Origin of the sequence: Rossellomorea sp. NRS-1567, assembly GCF_050467885.1 — a bacterium.
GTDB lineage: Bacteria > Bacillota > Bacilli > Bacillales > Bacillaceae_B > Rossellomorea > Rossellomorea aquimaris_C.
Genome location: NZ_JBITPL010000015.1, coordinates 1 through 19,662, shown reverse-complemented (window position 1 = coordinate 19,662; position 19,662 = coordinate 1). Strand labels below are relative to the sequence as shown.

Genomic DNA, 19,662 nt, shown 5'->3' with positions numbered 1-19,662 from the left:
ATTATTCCCCTCCCTTTCCGTTACCGGATTCGCTCGATGATACGTCTGTTACTTGGTTTCGTTCAGGTTCGCTGTTAAAAATAAACTTCGTCATAATTTCCCACTTTTCTTGATTGTAATTTTGTGTGTAATCCTCTAGTAAGTCAATGTAAGCTTTATAAACATCTTCAACCATAAATAATGGAAAGTGGTTCGGAACAAATGAAGGTACTTCTTTATTCTTCGGCCAAAGTGAAGCAATCGCTCCTAAATCAATACTTTCGAAAAGGTTTATTTCATCACCAAAAGGGACATATAGTCCCTTCTCCATTCCCATACTAGTTGAATTTGAAACTACTAGAAACGTAAAGCCTGGTAGATGTATTCCTGATGTTTCAGGAAATAATTTCTTTACATCATCATAAAAGAGCATGCTTACATCCCCTTTATGATTTGTCTGGCCACTTCGCGGTCATCGAAATCGTATACGTTGTTTCCTATAATTTGATAGGTTTCATGACCTTTCCCGGCGATCAGGACAATATCGTCAACTTTTGCAAGACTTAAAGCCTCTTTAATTGCTTCTTTCCGATCGACTATTAATTGATACTGTTTGCCGACCACTCCAGATTCCATATCCCCGAGTATACTTTCAGGATCCTCCGTTCTTGGGTTATCAGAGGTGAAGATAGCAAAGTCCCCGTATTCACAGGCAATCTCTGCCATTATAGGCCGCTTAATCTTATCACGGTCTCCTCCACACCCGACCACCACAATAACCTTTCCCTTGGTAATCGATTGTATGGTTTCTAATACATTTTTCAAACCATCAGGAGTGTGTGCGTAATCAACGATAACCGAGAAAGGCTGGCCTTCAGAGATCGTTTCAAACCGGCCCCTGATTCCATGTGCTCTCTCCAGGCTTCTTACGCTGTCCTCGATGGGTATACCTGCTGCACTGGCTGTTGCAATCGCAGCCAAAGCGTTATATACATTAAATTGCCCCGCTAAATTTAATACCATCTCTTTTTCTCCAAATGGTGAAACGAGTGTAAAAGCGGACTTTGTTGCTTTCAGGACAATATCTCTGGCATAGAAGTCAGCAGAAGGAGACAGACCATATGTAAATACATGTGCGGCCGTTGCTCTGATAAAAAAATCAGCTGCTTCATCGTCTTTATTAATGATGGCGTATTTGGGGGATTTCTTAAAATAAGTATTCCCTAATTGTGAAAACAATAAGCCTTTTGCATTTCGGTAATCGTCCATGGACTTGTGATAATCCAGATGATCCTGAGTCAGGTTTGTAAACACGGCAATATCATAGTCACAGCCGTGAACCCGTCCCTGATCTAACGCATGTGAAGAGACTTCCATGATAGCACTTCGTACCCCTTTATCACAAAACTGTTTAAACGTTTGTTGGAGCGTTAAGCTGTCAGGAGTCGTATTATGACTTACTTGTAACTCATCCCCCACTTTTATGTGCATTGTACCGATTAAACCGGTCCTCATCCCACAGTGTGTAAGCACCTGGTCAATCAAATGGGTGGTCGTGGTTTTCCCATTTGTGCCTGTCACCCCTACCAACAAAAGCTGGTGGGAGGGCTGCTTATAAAAGTAGTCGGCTAGAATGGCCATTGCTTTCTTCGTATCCGGTACGATAATAACCGGCACGTTTGCTTCTATGCTCCTCTCAGCGAGAATCGCAGCTGCACCGTTCTTCTCTGCCAGTGGGGCGAGTGAATGGCTATCAACCTCTAATCCGTTAATACAGATAAATAGATCGCCATTTTTCACTTTCTTATGGTGGTTAGCGATGTTTGAAATAGCTGGATTCCCTTCACCCTCTACTGAGAAAAACGGCAGTACTTCCAGCAAAGTGTGCAATCTCATCTTTTCAACTCCTCACAGGTAGAAAGCAACCTTTTTATATTTTACAAAAAAATGCGTATGAAAGCTATAAACCTTTTAACTTAGTTCGTTATGATTATGAAAAAATGGCACTCTGCCACACTAATTAAAGAAAAACGGGGCTCCCCCTTACGGATATAAAGCCCCCGGCATAAATAAAAAGTATATCACAAATACACCATCATGTTGACTTTCTTCCCTTAAATCATTCCGAAAGATACACCCTCACTTTTGAGCCTTGCTTGATCTTCACTCCCGGATCAGGAGATTGACTGACCACTTTATCTCCACTTCCACTTACATCCAGATTAAGATTCACTAGCTGCTGCTGTAACTCTTTTTTCGTTAATCCTACTAAGTCAGGGGTTTCAATTAATGGAATATCGGTCCACGTCATCTCTTTCTCAATTTGACCTTTACGTTTTGGTACTCCCATTGCTTCTAAACTATCGCCTATGATACTGCCTCCAATAGGTGCTGCTACGACTCCACCGAATTGAATGGTGCCTTTCGGGTTATCGACAGCCACGTACACGACAATTTCAGGGTCATCCGCAGGCGCTATTCCCATAAAGGAAACGATGTGATTGTTTTCTAAGTATTTACCATCCTTTGCTTTTTGAGCGGTTCCCGTTTTCCCGCCTACCCGATAACCATCTACAAAAGCTTTCTTACCGCTCCCTTTCGCTACAACACTTTCCAATGCTTCACGAATCTGTTTTGATGTTTCTTCCGAGATGACCCTCTTCTTCATTTGAGGGGTCTTTCTCATCACCACTTCTCCAGTTGAAGGGTCAATCAACTCCTTAGCGATATACGGTTGATACAGGATTCCTCCATTGACGGCTGCTGATACAGCCGCTACCTGTTGAATCGGCGTGACGGCAACCCCCTGACCGAAGGCGGTCGTAGCCTGTTCTACAGGACCGACTCGATCAAGATTAAAGAGAATCCCCTTCCCCTCTCCTTGAAGGTCAATGCCGGTCTTTTGTCCAAAACCGAAATCATGAATATAGCTGAATAGTTTTTCTTTCCCTAATCTCTCACCTAACTCGACAAATCCCGGGTTACATGAATTTTGGACCACTTCCAAAAATGTTTGGGTTCCATGTCCTCCGCGCTTCCAACAATGAAGGGTGGATCCCGAAACTTCAACATGACCGGGATCATGGAACTTTTCTTTATAAAGATCCACCTTATTTTCCTCCAGCGCTGCAGCGAGAGTAATGATCTTAAACGTTGAACCAGGTTCGTAGGTGCTCCAAATCGGTAAATTCCGGTTATAGATTTCCTGGGGTACATTCCGGAAATTCGCCGGGTCAAAAGTCGGCCTGCTTGACATCGCCAATATCTCGCCATTTTTGGGGTTCATAGCAATGGCGATAATTCCATCGGGGTTGTAAGTCGCTTGAGCAATATCCAATTCACGCTCCACGATGGTTTGGACTTTCGTATCAATCGTAAGCTTTAAATCCAGGCCATTTTCCGGTTTTTCAAAGTCATCTGCCATATCAGGCATTCGTTTTCCTTTTGCGTCGGAGAAAAATTTAACATACCCTTTATCTCCACTAAGCTCCTCATCATATGACAATTCAAGTCCCATCAGCCCTTGATTATCAATTCCCGCGAAGCCAAGCACATGGGATAAATAACTGCCGTATGGATAATAGCGTTTAGAGTCTTCGCCTAAGTAAACCCCTTTTAAATTTAGGTCCCTGACCTCTTTTGCTTTTTCATATGAGATCTTTCTCGCTTCTTTAATCAACACCATACTGTCTCTCTGTGTAACATATTTATATGCAGATTCTACTGAAATATTAAGAACAGCTGCCAGTTTATCCGCTGTTCCCTGAGGATCTGTGATTTGTCTCGGAACGACAAATATCGTCGGGGCACTTTGGTTTCCAGCTAGTTCTACCCCATTACGGTCTACTATTTTCCCTCTCTCCGGTTGAAATGGGATATTTCGACTCCATGAGTCTTTTGCTAAACTTGTAAGCCAGTCCCCTTTAAAAAACTGAACATACCCCAGCCTTATATCAATAATGGAGAAAATCAGGACTCCTACTACAAGCGCTACCGCTAACCTTTTCCTTACAGTTACATTGGATACTCTTTTCACTAATGGAACCTCCCCTTCTATGGCTCGTTCCATTATATGCTTGGACTTATTTGGGTATGTTTGAAATCCATGAAAGGATGAGGGAGGTGTAATCATTCACATCTATTTTATCGATTGTTCCCATAAGAAAAGGGCGACTTCGATGTGAATGGCACTCATACCTAAATCGGTTCAAAAGAAATCGATCCAGGTGCTCTCGAGTGAGTCACATACAAAAGTCAGCCCTATTTATTTAGTTCAGCGGTGGTTCTTCCGTATTCTCATCTTCATCTTGCTGTACTTGTTCTTCCGGAGTACTAAAATTAACCACTAGAGGCTCTTCTTTTTCCACAGGAACCCCCGGTTGAATATTTTGACTGACAGCATAGCCGTTTCCAACCATATTGATTTTCAGACCTGCAAGATTTGCCACTTTAAAGACATCCCTTACAGACCATCCCTTCATATCCGGAATCGTGGTGTCTCCATCGGTTTTGATTACGACTCTTTCCCCTTGCAGAATCGTATTGCCAGCTTGGGGTAGCTGCTTGATAACACTCGATCCATTTCCAACAACAACTGGTGAAGCCCCTGCTTTTTCCAGCTCTTTTTTAGCTTCTTCCACACTCATTTCTTTTGTATCAGGAAGAGACTGTTTTTTCAAACTCACTTTTTCCTGAGGTTTAATATTTAAGTATTTCAAGCTATTCTGCATGACAGGATTGAAAACAGCTGCTACAGGATCCGAACCGATTTCAGTCGGTTCTAATTCGGGTTGTTGAATACCCACATAGACGATTAACTGAGGGTCATCGGCCGGTGCCATGCCCATGAAGGAAAATAGATACTTTTCTTTCCCGTACATATACCTTCCTGTTTCAGGATCAGGGATTTGCGCTGTGCCTGATTTACCTGCAACGCGATAGCCTTCGATAGCAAAACGGGTCCCTGTGCCTTCCTCAGAAGTTACAGTTGTTTCTAGGTATTCCCGTACTTTTTCAGCCGACTCTTTCGTAATTGGATTTCCAGCAACTTTTGGTTTTGTTTCTTCAACCACTTTCTTAGTATTTGGATCTACAATCTTTGAGATAACATAGGGCTGCATCATTTTTCCGTCATTCGCAATTGCAGACTCCGCTTGAATCATTTGAAGCGGGGTGACGGTTGTACCTTGCCCAAAAATCGTGGTGTATTTTTCAATTGGGTAATGATAAAGGATTGATCCAGAAGCTTCATGTGGTAATCCCACACCTGTTGGTTCACCAAACCCAAAACTATTTAAATACCCTTCGAACTTTTTAAAACCTATTTTGTCCAATAAATTCGCAAATGCCACATTAGAAGATCTTTGAACCCCTTCTAAATAAGAAATCGTTCCCCAGCCTTCTCCACCATTATGGTCTCTGATAGGATTAGGAACATTATCAACATAATATTTACCAGATTCATAGGCTTCATTCGGGTTAAATTTCCCTTCATTTACAGCCGCAGCCAATGAAAAAGCTTTCATGGTCGAACCAGGCTCAATCGTTTCCTCCACAATGAAGTTTGTCCAATTGTCAAGTAAACCTTCTCTCGTATCAGGGTGGAAGGTAGGTCTTTGTGACATCGCTAATATCTTTCCTGTTTTTGGATCTGATACGATCGCAAACATTTTCTTTGGTTTATATTTCTTTTGCACTTCATTCATGGCTTCTTCTAAGAATGTTTGAACTTTCTTGTCGATTGTAAGGTAAATATCATTTCCATCTTGTGGTGATGTTACATGCTCATCTGCATTTGGCAATAAATATCCCCAAACATCACTCTTATATTCCACCGAACCGTCCTTGCCACTTAACACATCATCAAAACTTGCTTCCACACCCATTTTCCCTTCTGTTTTGGAATCACCATTATCCGCAGTGGATTTTTGTGCAAAACCTATAAGATGAGGTGCGAATGAGCCATTAGGATAAAAACGCTTTGCTTCTTTCCTGAATGTGATCCCAGGTATGTTTTCTTCTTTAATCTCGAGCATCATTTGATGAGATAGATCTCTGCCTGCAGAACCAAATTCCACCTGATATGGTCCTTCTTGATTAAGGCGGTCATATATTTTGCTCTCCTCCATATCAAGGTATGGTGCCAGCTCTTTTGCTGTCTTCCGGGGATCTGTTACATGCTTAGGTTTTTTCGGATCACTCGTGATGCTGGGATCTAAAATGGCTACGAGCGTATAGGAAGAAGTATCCTCGGCGATGACTTCACCTTTCCCGTCAAAAATCGTTCCCCTGTGAGCTTCTAAAATATGACTTTTTATATATTTTTTTGCCGCTTGTGATGCCAGGACTTTACCTTCAGCTTCCCCTGTGACCTGAATCGTGACAAAGCGAACCATTAATACAAAAAAGAGCAAGCCGAAAATCCCGAAAAGGATGGCTGCCCCTATGTTCATACTTGGTCTTTTTTTCATTACTGTTCAACAACCTTAACGTTCTTTTCTTTCAAATTAAGTCCAAGCTCTTTCGCTTTTTCAAGAATACGCTCATACGTACTAAGCTCACTTACTTGAAGCTTAAGGTCATTATTCGCCTTTTCCTGCTTTTCAATGGTTGATTCAACGTGCTGAACATCTTTATTCACATCATAGATGGCAGCTTGTGTTGTCACAATCTGAACGGCTAAGAAGCAAAATACCGCTGCGAAAATGGCTACAAGGATCTTTTCCCCCGGTGTGATGACGGATCTTCTCTCTTCACTAAGGCGCTTAGGATTGGCTTGAACGGATTGATTGGTTTTCTCAACTTTTTGCTGCTCGTACTTTCTGGCTAAGTTACTCAAAATTCTCCCTCCTGTTTCCTTCTATTTATATATTTTTTTCTGCGATTCTTAATTTAGCTGACCTAGCGCGATTATTTTCTTCTAATTCGTCATCACTAGGCAGGATCGGTTTTCTCGTTACAAGCTTCAGTTCTGCTTCATAACCCTCGGGAATAATCGGTAATCCCGGAGGCAGGTCAGGTCCTGATGCCTTCTCCTTGAACATCGTCTTACAAATGCGATCTTCGAGGGAATGGAATGTAATCACGCTCACTCTTCCTCCCTTATGGAGAAGCTCTATCGCTTGTTCAAGTGAGTCTTCAAAGGCTCCCAGTTCATCATTGACGGCAATTCGTATGGCTTGAAAGACTCTCTTAGCAGGATGACCGCCTTTTCGTCTTGCAGGGGCCGGAATGCCATCCTTAATGAGATCGACTAGTTCACTCGTTGTTTCAATCGCCTTTTTATCACGTGCCGCTTCAATTTTTCTCGCAATTTGCTTAGAGAACTTTTCTTCTCCATATCGGTAAAAAATACGAACCAAATCTTCAAACGACCAATGATTAACCACATCGTAAGCCGTTACGTCACCTTGCAAGTCCATTCTCATATCGAGAGGAGCATCATGGTGATAACTGAACCCTCTTTCCGGAGTATCCAGTTGAGGCGATGACACACCCAGGTCGTATAAAATCCCGTCCACACTATGTACTCCAAGTTGTTCAAGTTCTTCCTTCAGATTCCGGAAATTTGATTGAACGAATGTAACTCTATCCTGATAGGATGAAAGCTTTTCTTTTGCGTGGTTGATGGCTGTTTCATCCTGATCGAAGCAATACAGATGCCCCTCCGGTGATAACTGGCTCACGAGGTACTCGCTATGCCCTGCTCCACCCAGAGTACAATCTACATAGACTCCATCTTCTTTAATATCCAGACCATCCACCGTTTCTTTTAATAATACAGTTGTATGTTTAAACATGTTGACTTCACCTTTCCAATCGAACGTTTTGTGGGGGTTAAATATCAAACCCTACCATCTTCTCTGCAAGCTCAGCAAATGAATCTTCAGACTGTGTGAAATAGTCTTCCCATAATGATTTACTCCAAATCTCAATTCGATTGGAAACTCCTAAAATAATGCATTCTTTATCTAATTGTGCATAATTCACAAGTGTAGCAGGAATATTCACCCTACCCGTTTTATCTAATTCGCTCTCAGTTGCTCCCGAGAAGAAGAATCGAGTGAAGGCACGGGCATCTTTTTTTGTCAGTGGTAGGGCTTTGAGCTTGTCTTCAAGAGCTCGCCACTCATCCATGGGATAACCAAATAAACATTGATCCAACCCTCGGGTGATGACAAATGAATCTCCGAGGTGATCACGGAACTTGGCAGGTACGATTAAACGGCCTTTATTATCAATGTTATGTTGATATTCGCCCATGAACATATGCACTGCCCCCACTTTCTAACACAAATGTACCACATCCCCCCACTTTTCTCCACTCTTTTCTAAATTCTTTACTTGCAAAATATTTCCTCTATTTTTCATTAGTGTTTTTCTCTCTTTTCCAGACAATTTTCCATAGGTGAAATTTGTCTTTATACAACGTAAAAAGGACCTAATTCGCAATATAAAACGAATTAGGTCCTTTTATTTTTTTGCTTGTCGAGACTATAATATCGTACGAGTGTTCAATTAGATATAGACCACTTTGTGAGTCCCATCAAATGTGAATTCAAGAAGTGTCAGGTCTTTCACAAAATAAGGTCCATATTTGTTTAAGAAATAAAGGACATTCCACGTTCTTTCCTGTGGGCCTTCATTTGGCCTGATACTGTTTTCCACCTTCATGAATTGATTAAAAGTTAATGAATTCTTATCCTTCAAGGCTTTGTCCACTTTGTTGCGTAGATAATCGAATTGACTCAAGTGGAATTCAAGATTCTTATCAATGATCGGATGTAACCCCTGATCAATACTAACTGCCTGTTCGCGAATCTTTTCATATTTACGCTGCAGTTCTTCCTGTATTTCCTTCATTTCAAACTCTAAATCAGGGCGCTCGAGTGATTTCCAAAATGCATCACGAGCCGTAGAAACTCCTTCTGTAATCACTCCATGCAGAGTCAATTGAAGATCTTGGATTCTCTTATCTATTTCTCGTTCCACTATGGTTATATTTAACCTTGGGACAACTGGAGGCATTTTCAAGTCCACATATTCAAAGGCTTTTTTCAATTCACCCCAATAGGCAATTTCGCCAGGTCCTGCCACAAATGCGAGTGTTGGAAATAACCATTCTTGCATCATGGGTCTAGTGACGACGTTATTGCTGAATGATTCCGGACTTTCATCCAGAATGGAAAGTAGTTCAAGATTGGAATAGGCTTTACCGCTATTTTTCTCAAAGAACTTATTCCCTTCTCTTTCTAACAAAGCACGTTCATCCTGAAGCTGGATAAAGAGATTAGCGGCTAAAGGGGAAATGTCCAATTGAGTTCCATACCCATTTTTCCGGATTTCTTCTTGTTGCTCAAGCACCTTATCTGTGATGGATTGACTGTTTTCAATCAAATGGTGAAAATGTCTTGATTCAAGCTTCCTTAATAGGGGATAAGCAGAATCGATGACCAATAATCCGAAATCTTTGAATAAGCTCATCACGAAATGGGCAAAGAATCGAACAATATCCTCTTCTTCGTCAATCATTTTAGTCAGGTCGGATGCCAGCTGTTTTGTATGCTCTGTTTCTCCCAGTATTACTAATATTTCATGGAGCCATTTCTTCATGACTGTTTTTTTATACGTAATATGAGAGGTCATTTTCTTTTCTGTTATTCTCTCCGGATATCCGATCTTTTCAAGCTTGGATCCTTTTTCAACGTAAATATGATTCACTTCTTGATAATCATGATCTTCACCCGCAATCCAAAAAACAGGTACAACAGGATGCTTTAACTCAGCTTCCTGTTGCCTGGCTAGTTGAATGACCGAAATGATTTTATGTATGGTGTAGAGTGGACCAGTCATTAGACCGGCCTGTTGCCCAGCGATGACGGTTACGGCATCGTTTCTCAATTTCCCCAACGATTCTTCTACCTTTTCAGATGACGGCAATGACTTCATATAAGAAGATATACATTCTGCAAGATCCTCTCTCTGAAACTGACGGGAAGCTAAATCTTTCATCCGGTCAGTATAGACGGAAGAACTGTTTACATTATAGTGAAAAAAAGAAGTGACTGGCTCTTCTTGTTTTAAGTATTGAGAGGCGAACTTATTTATTGCTGGAATGTTTAAGCTTTCCACTTCCATTTGAATGACTCCTTTTCTAGCACTTTATATCCTAACGATGAGTATATCATTCCACATGAAGAAAAGGAAAAAACTTGCCTGTTGTTTTTTCTAGTATAAATCCAGTATACGGAGGATCAGTCCTGTGATCATCAGTGTTATATAAGCCGTAAAGAATAACAGAAAGTTCAGTCGCCAGAAACCTCTCAGCACCTTAGGGTAGTGAATCTCACCCTTTGCTTTCCAGTATATGATGGCAAATAGAACTCCAATGGAGCAAATGATAAGGAAGATCAGCCATAGGTATGAGGTTTGCCAAATGGCAATGACGATGAAGTGAACTGAGACGATTAATAAAAAGGTTGTAACATCTATGGCCAGATGAACGGCTTTCCGATGGTTCTTCATGATCTCTTTCGCTAGGATGAAACTGATGAAATATCCCAAAAATGGGATTAACACAAATATGGCAATGATGGTCGAAAAAATTGAAGCCATTTTATCCCCCCAGACCTTCTCGTTCAATTCCTTTAACTAATCTGTATACTACATTCATGATGGGTACAAAATGGTGTTCTTTTTGTGCTTTTTCCAGAAGAACGCCTAAGATAGACTCTATTTCTGTTTTCCTTTCAGATTCAATGTCTTTTAGCATGGAAGACCTGTTTTCGTATGTATTTTTGCAAATTTCCACCACCCCTTCAAAGGAAACAATTCTTTCCATATGAGGATATAGGAGAAGCAGTTCTTGGAATAAGTCCCTTTGTAATTGATGAAGATGTGGGTTCTCAACCAGCTTCCCGTTCCTTACCCGGGTTAAAGCCGTCAGAGGGTTAATGAGTACATTGACGAATAACTTAGTTAGGAGCATTTCCTCAAAGTCTTGTTTTAATAAAAATGGAAAAGAAGGAATACTCTGTGATACTAATTCTTCTACAGCTCCCCATTCTCCTTTAATTAAAGCAAGATTTGTCTTCCCTACTCCTAAATGATGGAGCACGTGGTCGTTTTCTTTCAGAGCGCCATGCTCTACGGAACCCGCTAGTAAATTGTGGTGGGGCAAAGATCCCACCCATTCCAAATGTCCAATTCCATTCTGAAGAAATAATAGGGGTTGATTCTTATCCATAAGCTCCAACACTTTTTCCAGAGGTTTTAAATCATATTCCTTCACTGCCACAATGACGAAGTCAAACTTCATGGGAACTTCTGTAAGAAGATCAGAGTGGACTCGCGTTGTGAATGAAGAGCCTCCATTATGTACAGTTATACCGTTCATTAACAGGCTCTGAACCTGTGTCTCTCTCCTTACAATAAGAGTGACATCAAACTTTTGGCCCAAATACCCTGCAAACAAAAGCCCTACCGCTCCTCCTCCAATGATTCCTATTTTCATATTGACTCCTTACTCGTACATGTTTTTAAGAATAGTTTACCAAATTTTCGGCAACTAGAAAACCATAGGCTAAATGAATCATCCTTTACTCGAAAGAAAAGACCCGTCCCAAAGGAACGAGCCATACATAACCTTGTTTAAACAGGATATACGGGATGTTTTCTTTCACTAAATTGAACATCTTTCGTTTCATAAAGTTTATAACGTTGAATTAATACAGAACGCAACTCATTCGGGGCTGTAATTTCATCAACGATTAATTCCGATGCCAATTTATAAATATCAATATGCTCTTTATATTCCTTCTGCTTTTCTTGAACATATTGAATTCTCTCTTTTGGATCTTCGATAGCTTGTATCTTATTTGAATAAACCGCATTTACGGCTGCTTCCGGTCCCATTACAGCAATTTGGGCTGTAGGGAGGGCAATACAAACATCCGGATCAAAAGCTGGACCTGCCATTGCATATAGACCCGCGCCATATGCTTTTCTTACAATGACAGATATCTTCGTAACCGTTGCAGAGCTCATGGCAGCTATCAACTTTGCTCCATGGCGGATGATCCCGGCTCTCTCCACTTTTGTCCCTATCATAAACCCAGGCACATCGGCCAGGAATAATAACGGAATATGGAAGGCATCACATAACTGGATGAATTTCGCCCCCTTGTCCGCAGAATCATGGAAAAGGACTCCTCCCTTTACCTTCGGCTGATTGGCAATGATCCCGACCACTTTACCATCCATGCGCCCGAAGCCCGTGATTAATTCAGGAGCGAAAAGTTTTTTCATTTCAAAGAAACTTCCTTCATCAATTAATGTATCGATGCAATCGTACATATTAAAAGGTGCATTTTGATGTTCCGGGATAATGTCTTCTAACAGCTTCTCATGCTTAGGAGCGAGACCTTCCTTAACGGAAGGCTTGTGCTGATAATTCGCTGGGAAATAACTTAAATATCTCTTCGCTTCTTCAATCGCTTCCTCTTCAGATGCTGCAAGAAGATCTCCACATCCACTGACAGTGCAGTGCATTCTCGCACCACCCATTTCTTCAAGCGTTACTTTCTCACCGATCACTTTCTCTGCCATTCGAGGAGAACCAAGGTACATAGACGCATTCCCATCAACCATGATCACTATGTCACAAAAAGCAGGGATATACGCTCCACCAGCTGCTGAAGGACCAAAAAGAACGCAAATTTGCGGAACCATTCCTGACATTTTCACTTGATTGTGAAAGATCTTACCTGCCCCTCGTCGATTAGGGAACATATCTAACTGATCGGTAATACGAGCCCCGGCCGAATCTACTAAATAAAAGATAGGCACTTTTAAATTCAGCGCGGTTTCTTGAATCCGAATGATTTTCTCAACGGTTCTCGCTCCCCATGATCCTGCTTTAACTGTGGAATCATTGGCCATTACACAAACAGTCTGGCCTCCAACCTCTCCGATTGCCGTTACGACTCCATCCGCCGGCAGATCTTCTGCCTTATTGTTTGCAAACATACCATCTTCTTGATAATCCCCATTATCAAATAATTGTTGAAGTCGATCACGAACAAACATCTTTTTCTGTTCTTTCAATTTCTCATGATATTTCGGCTGACCACCCGAAGTAATCCTTTCTCTCGTTTGTTCGAGAGTGTTGATGATCGTTTTAGATGTCGACATAATATCCCCTCCGTCGTTTTATGTAAATGCGTAAACAAGTCAGAGATGAAAACACCATCTCTGACTCAATGTCTGCATACTCGAGTTAACCTTCAAAAACGAGTAATACATCCCCTTCATTGACAAAATCCCCTACACTCACTTTAATTTCAGAAACCTTCCCTCCCGTTTCAGCTTCAACAGGGATTTCCATTTTCATTGATTCAAGCATTAAGACAGTATCTCCAACAGACACTTCTCCACCTTGTTCTACCAGTACATTTAAAACCGTTCCTGCCATTGATGATGTAATTTCCTTCATGATTGATTCCTCCAGTTTGTTCTCTTTTAGTTGAATTCTTTACAGACACTACCTTAATGTCCTGCATTTATTGTTCTTACGTTTGGTTGGCCGTTAAAAAGTCCTGTAGCCATTTCGTTGTATAAGTTCCTTCAATAAAGCCTCTATCTTCAATGATATCCTTGAAGAGAGTGACATTTGTTTTAACCCCTTCAATGTTTACCCCTTCAAAGAAGACCTTGGCTTTATGTAACGCGTCCTCACGGTCATCTCCTTTGATGATGCATTTAGAGATCATCGGATCATAGTAAGGAGTGACTTTATTCCCTTCTTCATAACCGCTGTCTATTCGAACATCATCCCCTTTACCCCATCGTAAGGTCGTTAACTGACCTGGAGACGGGTAAAAAGTCTTTGGATCCTCAGCATATACCCTGAACTCAATGGCATGACCGTTTACATGGATTTCCTCCTGTTTGCATAGAGGAAGAGGCTCTCCAGAAGCTACCAAAAGCTGCCACTTCACTAAATCTAATCCCGTGATGGATTCAGTGACCGGATGTTCAACTTGAAGTCGTGTATTCATTTCCAAAAAATAAAAATTTTCCTCATCATCAACGATGAACTCCACTGTTCCAGCATTCGTATAGTCTACTGCTTTACCAGCTTGGATGGCAGATGCAAACATTTTCTCCTTCGTTTCTTGAGAAAGGCCTGGGGAAGGTGATTCTTCTATCACTTTTTGGTTTCTTCTTTGCACAGAGCAATTACGCTCAAAAAGATGCACCAAATTCCCATGATGATCTCCAAAGATTTGTACTTCAACGTGTCTCGCATTTTCAATACATTTCTCAAGAAAGACTTCCTCTTTCCCGAAATAGGCTTTAGCCCGGTTTTTAGTAGAATCGAAGCTTTGAACGAGCGCTTGCTCATTTTCACAGCGAATCATACCGATTCCCCCGCCTCCACCACTTGCCTTCAACATAACAGGATAACCAATTTCATTTGCTACACTCTTGGCAGCATCAAGGGTGTCCACTCCTCCATCACTTCCAGGAACGACTGGTACGGACGCATCTTGCATCACTCTTCTAGCCTCTACCTTGTCGCCCATCTTTTCGATGATATCATGAGCGGGTCCAATAAAGGAGATGCCTTCTTCTGCAACTCTTCTGGCAAAGTCCGCATTTTCTGATAGGAGACCATATCCGGGATGGATCCCATCCACTTTTTCCTTTTTCGCTACATCGAGTATATTGTCCACTACCAAGTATGAGCGGTTCACCTGTGATTCACCTATGCGGTGAGCAATATCCGCTTCTTTAACAAAGGGCATATCCTGATCTGCATCGGAATAAACCGCGACTGTTTGAATGTTTAATTGTTTACAGGTTTTAATAATTCTTGAAGCAATTTCTCCCCTATTTGCAATTAGAATCTTCTGCACAATCTCTCCCCTTTCTTTATAGAACACATCTGTTCATATTACGAATTCTACAAAAATCGTCGAATTCCTTCTTCTTTATTGTAAACGTTTTCTTAATTAAGTGCAGAATTTTTTGTTTATTTGTTATATAATAATAATAAATACTTGCTTGATCACACGATCAGCTGCAAGCGGATACATGATTCATCATGTTTTCCAGATTTATTTTTCAGCAATTTAGGAGGTCATACGATGGCAGTGAAAGTGGAGAAATTAAAAGTAAACTATAAAACTCTCGAAGAGTTTAAGAAATTTAAAGAATATGGTGTACAGGAATTATCCATGCTAGAAGACTTACAAGCAAACATTATTGAAAATGATAGCGAATCACCATTTTATGGAATTTACTTTGGCGATACGCTGGTTGCCAGAATGAGTTTGTACCAGCGCAATGCCCGATTTGATCAGTACTTCGATCCTCCCCAAAATTACTTGGAACTTTGGAAGCTTGAAGTATTACCAAAATATCAAAACAAAAGCTATGGAAAAATGCTGGTAGAATTCGCAAAAAGCTTAGGTTTACCCATTAAAACAAATTCCCGTATCAAATCCCAGGGGTTCTGGGAGAAAATGGGCTTCGAAGCCGTAACATACGAAGTGGAAAGAGATTTAGGCGAAAACCCATACGTATGGTTCCCTGAAGGTGTCACAGAACAGAAAATCAGCTAATACAAACCCAAAAATAGGCTGGCTAAAGATATTCTTTAGCCAGCCTATTTTTCTCTTCATTTATTCAACCGCTGAAGGTTTCCGTTTTTATCCATTTGAAATTTCACCTTGTCTTCATTTCCTTGCAATAGAGCCATTTTCCTTGCTTTTTCAAAAATAGCTAATAATGACTTATGATCTTCTTCAAGGAGATTAAATTTTGCTTCGTATTCTTTCAACTCCTCTTCAACCTCTTGAAGCTTCTCTTTCAATAAAGAGATTTGTCCATGCAGCTGAGTATTTTCATTCCTTACTTTTTCCCCATTTCGAACGGCTTCCTCTGCTTTTTGAAGATAATTTATCATGCTTCCCATTGAAAACACTTCCGGAACTTCAAGCTCGGAGGAACTCTCCACTTGTTGTTTCGGCACTTCCTGCTTTTCCTCGTTTGCCTTAACGATTGGGGAATATTTCTTAGACTGCTTTCTCTGTTTTTTAGCCAGTTCGATTCCAGATTTATATTGTTTACGAACAAATGAGTTCCAGCGAAAGCCGCAAGCTGCTGATGTTCTTGATAGTTTTCTTCCTACCTCTTCAAACGCTTGAAGCTGGGTACCGCCCTCTCGTATATGACGTAGTACCACTTCCGCTAACAACACATCTTCATCTTGACTCCATGCATCCTGTCGATTCGAAGACATTTCCATCCCCCCTGTAAGATCCAGTTTATCCATACATATGCTCTTACTAGAGAAGATAGAATCTGCACCACTATTTTTTTAAGCATACAAAAAGAAACAGGGAGTCAATCTTCACCTGTTCCTTTTTGTTATGTTTCACTTATTTTCCAAAGAATTTGTCCACTGCTTCGTGGTGGTCATCACTTGCCCAGAGCTTAGCACATTGTCTTATTTCCTTCACGATATTCTCTTCTACTCTTTTTTTATCCCATCTCTCAAGGAGTTGCTGCTTATATGCCTTCAATACCCCCTCTGATTTCAATGAGAGCATTTTAATGAGGGGAATTTCATGGGTTGGCATGATGTCATCCACTAACTCATCTACGAACCCTATATCATGAAGGAATTCTGCTTCTTCTACCCTGGCTGTCATAAGGAGTGAAAGCGCATTTGACACTGAAATCCTCTCAAGAAGTAAGGTGCCCCCTCCCCAGCCAGTGGTAATGGCTAGATTCCCTTGGACGAACCCCATTTTCGCAGTTCTTTTAGCAATTCTAAAATCACATGCGGTTGCGATCTCACATCCCCCGCCAATTGCCGTTCCATTTATAAAGGCGATCGTGGGCTTTGGCAGAAAGGCAAGCCTCTTAATGAGTCCTCCCATTTTACTGAGCATTTCATAACTTTCACTCTCTGTCTTAAGGTTATGAAATTGAGTCAAGTCCCCACCGGAGCAAAAAGCCCGATCACCACTTCCCGTTATTAGGAGTGCTTTCACGTGATCATTATACATACACTCATTTAAAGCTTTTTCGAGTCCCTCCATAATTTCATAACTGACTGCATTCCGTTTCTCGGGTCGGTTGATGATAAACTGCAGTATTCCATCTTTGTTCATATGTATGATATATTCTCCCACTTTAAAGACCCCTCCTGTCTTACTTATAGTGTATGGTTTTCTGTATGGGATGAACAGGTATTTCTTAAAAATGACAATAAAAAAAGCGTGAAGAGCCATGGCCTCTTTCACGCTTTTTTCGGGTGTAAACAATATTATTTGTTTACAACTTCTTTACCTTTATACGTTCCGCACTCTTTACAAACACGGTGTGCTAGTTTCATTTCACCACAGTTTGGGCATGCTACCATACCAGGTACACGTAGTTTGAAGTGTGTACGACGTTGTCTTTTTGCTGTTTTAGATGTTCTTCTAAAAGGTACTGCCATTCTTCCCACCTCCTTAAAAGAGATTCATACTCATTATGAAGCCAGTCGAACTGGTACTTCGCTTTTAAGATTTCTTGTTTTGATCAAGAAGTTTTGCTAAGTCAGCGAGACGAGGATCAACTTTCTTCTCTTCCTCTTGTTCGACTTGATAAGCTTGTTCTTCCGTCAGTACTTCCCAGTTCTTACCAGAAGGCATCTCATCTTGTTCTCTCGCTTCATCACTGATTACTTGCATCGGAATCTCAAGTAATAGTAATTCTCTAATAGCCGGTTTTAAATCAATAACATCACCTTGAATACGATGTACTTCCTCTTCCCCATACTGATCATAATCAGCTTCATTTAGAAGATACGTTTCAATCGTATTAATGTCAACTGGTAAATCAACATCCACAAGGGTTCTTGAGCAAGGTAATACTAACTTTCCTTCTATATGGAGATGGAAAGTGACGCGGTTTGAACCGATATCTGCCTTTCCGGACACTCGAATAGGTGAGACTTCTATAATTTGGGGATCAATTTCTTTCAATTCATCCAAATTAGTCGTTTCGTCAATGGAAAGTCCCTTGTCTCTAAATTTTTGTAATTGTATTATTGACCATTTCAATGTAATCACCTCAAGGCAACAAAGGTAATTATAGCTTTCATAATACCGTTTGTCAATATTTTTTCTTTACACTCTTTACAACCATAGTGTTGTAATTATAACGTTTAAATATAAGGACTTTCAAATATTTTATAATATTAGTTATGATTATGTCATAAAAGGAGAGAATCTATATCATTTCCTTATATAATGATCTACATAGCAGATAGTTTTGACTTAGAAAGGATGTGGAGAATTTCATGAAAGCAACAGGTGTAGTAGTAGAGTATAATCCCTTTCATAATGGTCATTTACATCATTTAAGGGAAACGAGGAATGCAACTGGCGCTGATATAGTGGTTGCGGTTATGAGTGGGCATTTCCTGCAGCGTGGTGAGCCTGCCCTGGTCTCTAAATGGTCCCGCACCAGAATGGCTTTAGAAGCAGGGGTTGACGTCGTGATTGAACTTCCCTATTGTTTTGCCACTCAGCATGCTGAAATTTTTTCGAGGGGAGCCATTTCACTCCTTGATTCCATAGGCTGTGAGAGTTTTTGTTTCGGCAGCGAGGATGGGGATATTGATACTTTTGAGAAAACGGTCGTATTCATTGAAGCAAATCGGGAGCGATACAATACATATATTAGTGGGTTTATCCGGGAAGGCATGAGCTATCCTTCCGCCCTTGCTAAAGCCTTTCAAACATTAGGGAACGGAGACTCCGTTATCGATTTAAGTAAACCGAATAATATACTGGGATTTCATTATATGGAAGCTAGAAACCAGATTCACTCGTCACTTAAAGCGTACACCATTACAAGGGAAGCTGCCGGGTACCATGACCAACACTTCTCTTCTCCTTCAATTGCAAGTGCAACAAGCATAAGGAAAAATATATTCAGCAGCGAGGGTGATCATAAGATTGATTCTTATCTCCCTTCGACATCCGTTGATCAGTTAACTCAGTACCAACTCGAGTATGGAGGATTCCATCGCTGGGAAAATTATTGGACGATTTTGCAGTATAAGCTTCTTTCGTCGTCCAAAGAGGAACTGAAGGAGATATATGAAGTAGAAGAAGGGATAGAAAATCGGATGAAGGAGTGTGTTAAAACCTCGACTTCCTTTGAGGAATTCATGAAGAAGCTTAAAACAAAGCGCTATACATGGACACGCCTTCAACGAATGCTCCTTCACATTCTAACAAATACCCGCAAGGAAGAAATGCGTTCCAGACATATCTCTCCCAGCTATATCCGCCTGCTTGGAATGAATAAAACGGGAAGGGAATTTATCCATTCTAAGAAAAAAGAGATGCCCTTGCCTTTAATCAGTAAACTTTCAAGTGCTAATCAAAGCGAGATAGAATTAGATGTCAGAGTAGCTGAAATATTTTCATTAGGATTAAAAAATGCCGCAGCCCGAAAAAAATTGCTTCATCAGGAATGGTCCCAACCGCCTGTGATCATATAAAATAGAACGCTCTTTTCTCACTGCAAGGCTCTGTCAATTAGCGTGTGCTAGATGGTGAGGGGAACTGCTCCGCTTTCCGCGGACGATCGGCCGAGCCTCCTCAGCTTCGCTTC

Annotated in this window: 19 protein-coding genes; 2 read left to right on the top strand and 17 right to left on the bottom strand. The window is 40.9% G+C overall.

From position 1 onward, the window contains the following. Position 1: 1 nt before the first annotated feature. The 13 genes from ACIFOD_RS09540 to ACIFOD_RS09480 all read right to left on the bottom strand — a co-directional run bounded on the left by ACIFOD_RS09540 (position 2) and on the right by ACIFOD_RS09480 (position 14,897). The gene (locus ACIFOD_RS09540; protein ID WP_430314428.1) at positions 2-412 is read right to left on the bottom strand and encodes a hypothetical protein; all 411 of its coding nucleotides are present in this window, start codon (positions 410-412) and stop codon (positions 2-4) included. Positions 413-414: 2 nt separating this feature from the next. Continuing rightward, positions 415-1,875: a UDP-N-acetylmuramoyl-L-alanyl-D-glutamate--2,6-diaminopimelate ligase gene (locus tag ACIFOD_RS09535; RefSeq protein ID WP_430314427.1), complete on the bottom strand. Its 1,461-nt coding sequence runs from the start codon at positions 1,873-1,875 to the stop codon at positions 415-417. A 223-nt stretch (positions 1,876-2,098) separates the two neighbouring features. After that, positions 2,099-4,015 (bottom strand): stage V sporulation protein D, encoded by a 1,917-nt coding sequence (locus ACIFOD_RS09530; protein ID WP_397551763.1) that lies wholly within the window; start codon positions 4,013-4,015, stop codon positions 2,099-2,101. A 232-nt stretch (positions 4,016-4,247) separates the two neighbouring features. Then, a complete protein-coding gene (locus tag ACIFOD_RS09525) occupies positions 4,248-6,449 on the bottom strand; it encodes a penicillin-binding protein (protein WP_430314426.1) in 2,202 nt (733 codons plus the stop codon). Beyond that, positions 6,449-6,817 carry a cell division protein FtsL gene (ftsL, locus tag ACIFOD_RS09520; RefSeq protein WP_397551765.1) on the bottom strand — a complete coding sequence of 123 codons (369 nt, stop codon included), beginning with the start codon at positions 6,815-6,817 and terminating at the stop codon, positions 6,449-6,451. The genes ACIFOD_RS09525 and ftsL overlap by 1 nt, the downstream gene beginning before the upstream one ends. A 25-nt stretch (positions 6,818-6,842) precedes the next feature. Beyond that, on the bottom strand, positions 6,843-7,778 hold the full coding sequence (gene rsmH, locus ACIFOD_RS09515; protein WP_113968309.1) for a 16S rRNA (cytosine(1402)-N(4))-methyltransferase RsmH: 936 nt from the start codon (positions 7,776-7,778) through the stop codon (positions 6,843-6,845). Between the two features lie 37 nt (positions 7,779-7,815). Next, on the bottom strand, positions 7,816-8,247 hold the full coding sequence (mraZ, locus tag ACIFOD_RS09510) for a division/cell wall cluster transcriptional repressor MraZ (protein ID WP_113968310.1): 432 nt from the start codon (positions 8,245-8,247) through the stop codon (positions 7,816-7,818). 249 nt (positions 8,248-8,496) lie between these two features. After that, complete coding sequence (gene bshC, locus ACIFOD_RS09505; protein ID WP_430314425.1) at positions 8,497-10,116, bottom strand: bacillithiol biosynthesis cysteine-adding enzyme BshC; 1,620 nt, start codon at positions 10,114-10,116, stop codon at positions 8,497-8,499. Between the two features lie 90 nt (positions 10,117-10,206). Next, positions 10,207-10,593: a DUF3397 domain-containing protein gene (locus ACIFOD_RS09500; protein ID WP_430314424.1), complete on the bottom strand. Its 387-nt coding sequence runs from the start codon at positions 10,591-10,593 to the stop codon at positions 10,207-10,209. 1 nt (position 10,594) lies between these two features. Next, the gene (locus ACIFOD_RS09495; protein WP_430314423.1) at positions 10,595-11,491 is read right to left on the bottom strand and encodes a 2-dehydropantoate 2-reductase; all 897 of its coding nucleotides are present in this window, start codon (positions 11,489-11,491) and stop codon (positions 10,595-10,597) included. Positions 11,492-11,628: 137 nt separating this feature from the next. Then, a complete protein-coding gene (locus ACIFOD_RS09490) occupies positions 11,629-13,170 on the bottom strand; it encodes an acyl-CoA carboxylase subunit beta (RefSeq protein WP_430314422.1) in 1,542 nt (513 codons plus the stop codon). A gap of 85 nt (positions 13,171-13,255) precedes the next feature. Then, positions 13,256-13,471 carry a biotin/lipoyl-binding carrier protein gene (locus ACIFOD_RS09485; protein WP_430314421.1) on the bottom strand — a complete coding sequence of 72 codons (216 nt, stop codon included), beginning with the start codon at positions 13,469-13,471 and terminating at the stop codon, positions 13,256-13,258. A gap of 76 nt (positions 13,472-13,547) precedes the next feature. Next, a complete protein-coding gene (locus ACIFOD_RS09480) occupies positions 13,548-14,897 on the bottom strand; it encodes an acetyl-CoA carboxylase biotin carboxylase subunit (protein ID WP_430314420.1) in 1,350 nt (449 codons plus the stop codon). Positions 14,898-15,128: 231 nt separating this feature from the next. Between ACIFOD_RS09480 and ACIFOD_RS09475 the strand changes: the two genes are divergently transcribed. After that, positions 15,129-15,605 carry an N-acetyltransferase gene (locus tag ACIFOD_RS09475; RefSeq protein WP_113968317.1) on the top strand — a complete coding sequence of 159 codons (477 nt, stop codon included), beginning with the start codon at positions 15,129-15,131 and terminating at the stop codon, positions 15,603-15,605. 56 nt (positions 15,606-15,661) lie between these two features. On the opposite strand, the gene ACIFOD_RS09470 is transcribed toward ACIFOD_RS09475, so the two are convergent. The 4 genes from ACIFOD_RS09470 to ACIFOD_RS09455 form a co-directional block, all read right to left on the bottom strand. Next, entirely contained in the window at positions 15,662-16,285 is a 624-nt protein-coding gene (locus ACIFOD_RS09470) for an RsfA family transcriptional regulator (protein ID WP_430314419.1), read from the bottom strand. Between the two features lie 139 nt (positions 16,286-16,424). Beyond that, on the bottom strand, positions 16,425-17,183 hold the full coding sequence (locus ACIFOD_RS09465; RefSeq protein ID WP_430314418.1) for an enoyl-CoA hydratase/isomerase family protein: 759 nt from the start codon (positions 17,181-17,183) through the stop codon (positions 16,425-16,427). Positions 17,184-17,317: 134 nt separating this feature from the next. Next, the gene (rpmF, locus tag ACIFOD_RS09460; RefSeq protein ID WP_044337494.1) at positions 17,318-17,491 is read right to left on the bottom strand and encodes a 50S ribosomal protein L32; all 174 of its coding nucleotides are present in this window, start codon (positions 17,489-17,491) and stop codon (positions 17,318-17,320) included. A gap of 64 nt (positions 17,492-17,555) precedes the next feature. Then, positions 17,556-18,098, bottom strand: coding sequence for a YceD family protein (locus tag ACIFOD_RS09455; protein WP_430314417.1), 543 nt, complete (start codon positions 18,096-18,098; stop codon positions 17,556-17,558). Between the two features lie 239 nt (positions 18,099-18,337). Between ACIFOD_RS09455 and ACIFOD_RS09450 the strand changes: the two genes are divergently transcribed. Continuing rightward, positions 18,338-19,549, top strand: a complete 1,212-nt coding sequence (locus ACIFOD_RS09450) for a nucleotidyltransferase (protein WP_430314416.1) — start codon at positions 18,338-18,340, stop codon at positions 19,547-19,549. Positions 19,550-19,662 lie beyond the last annotated feature (113 nt).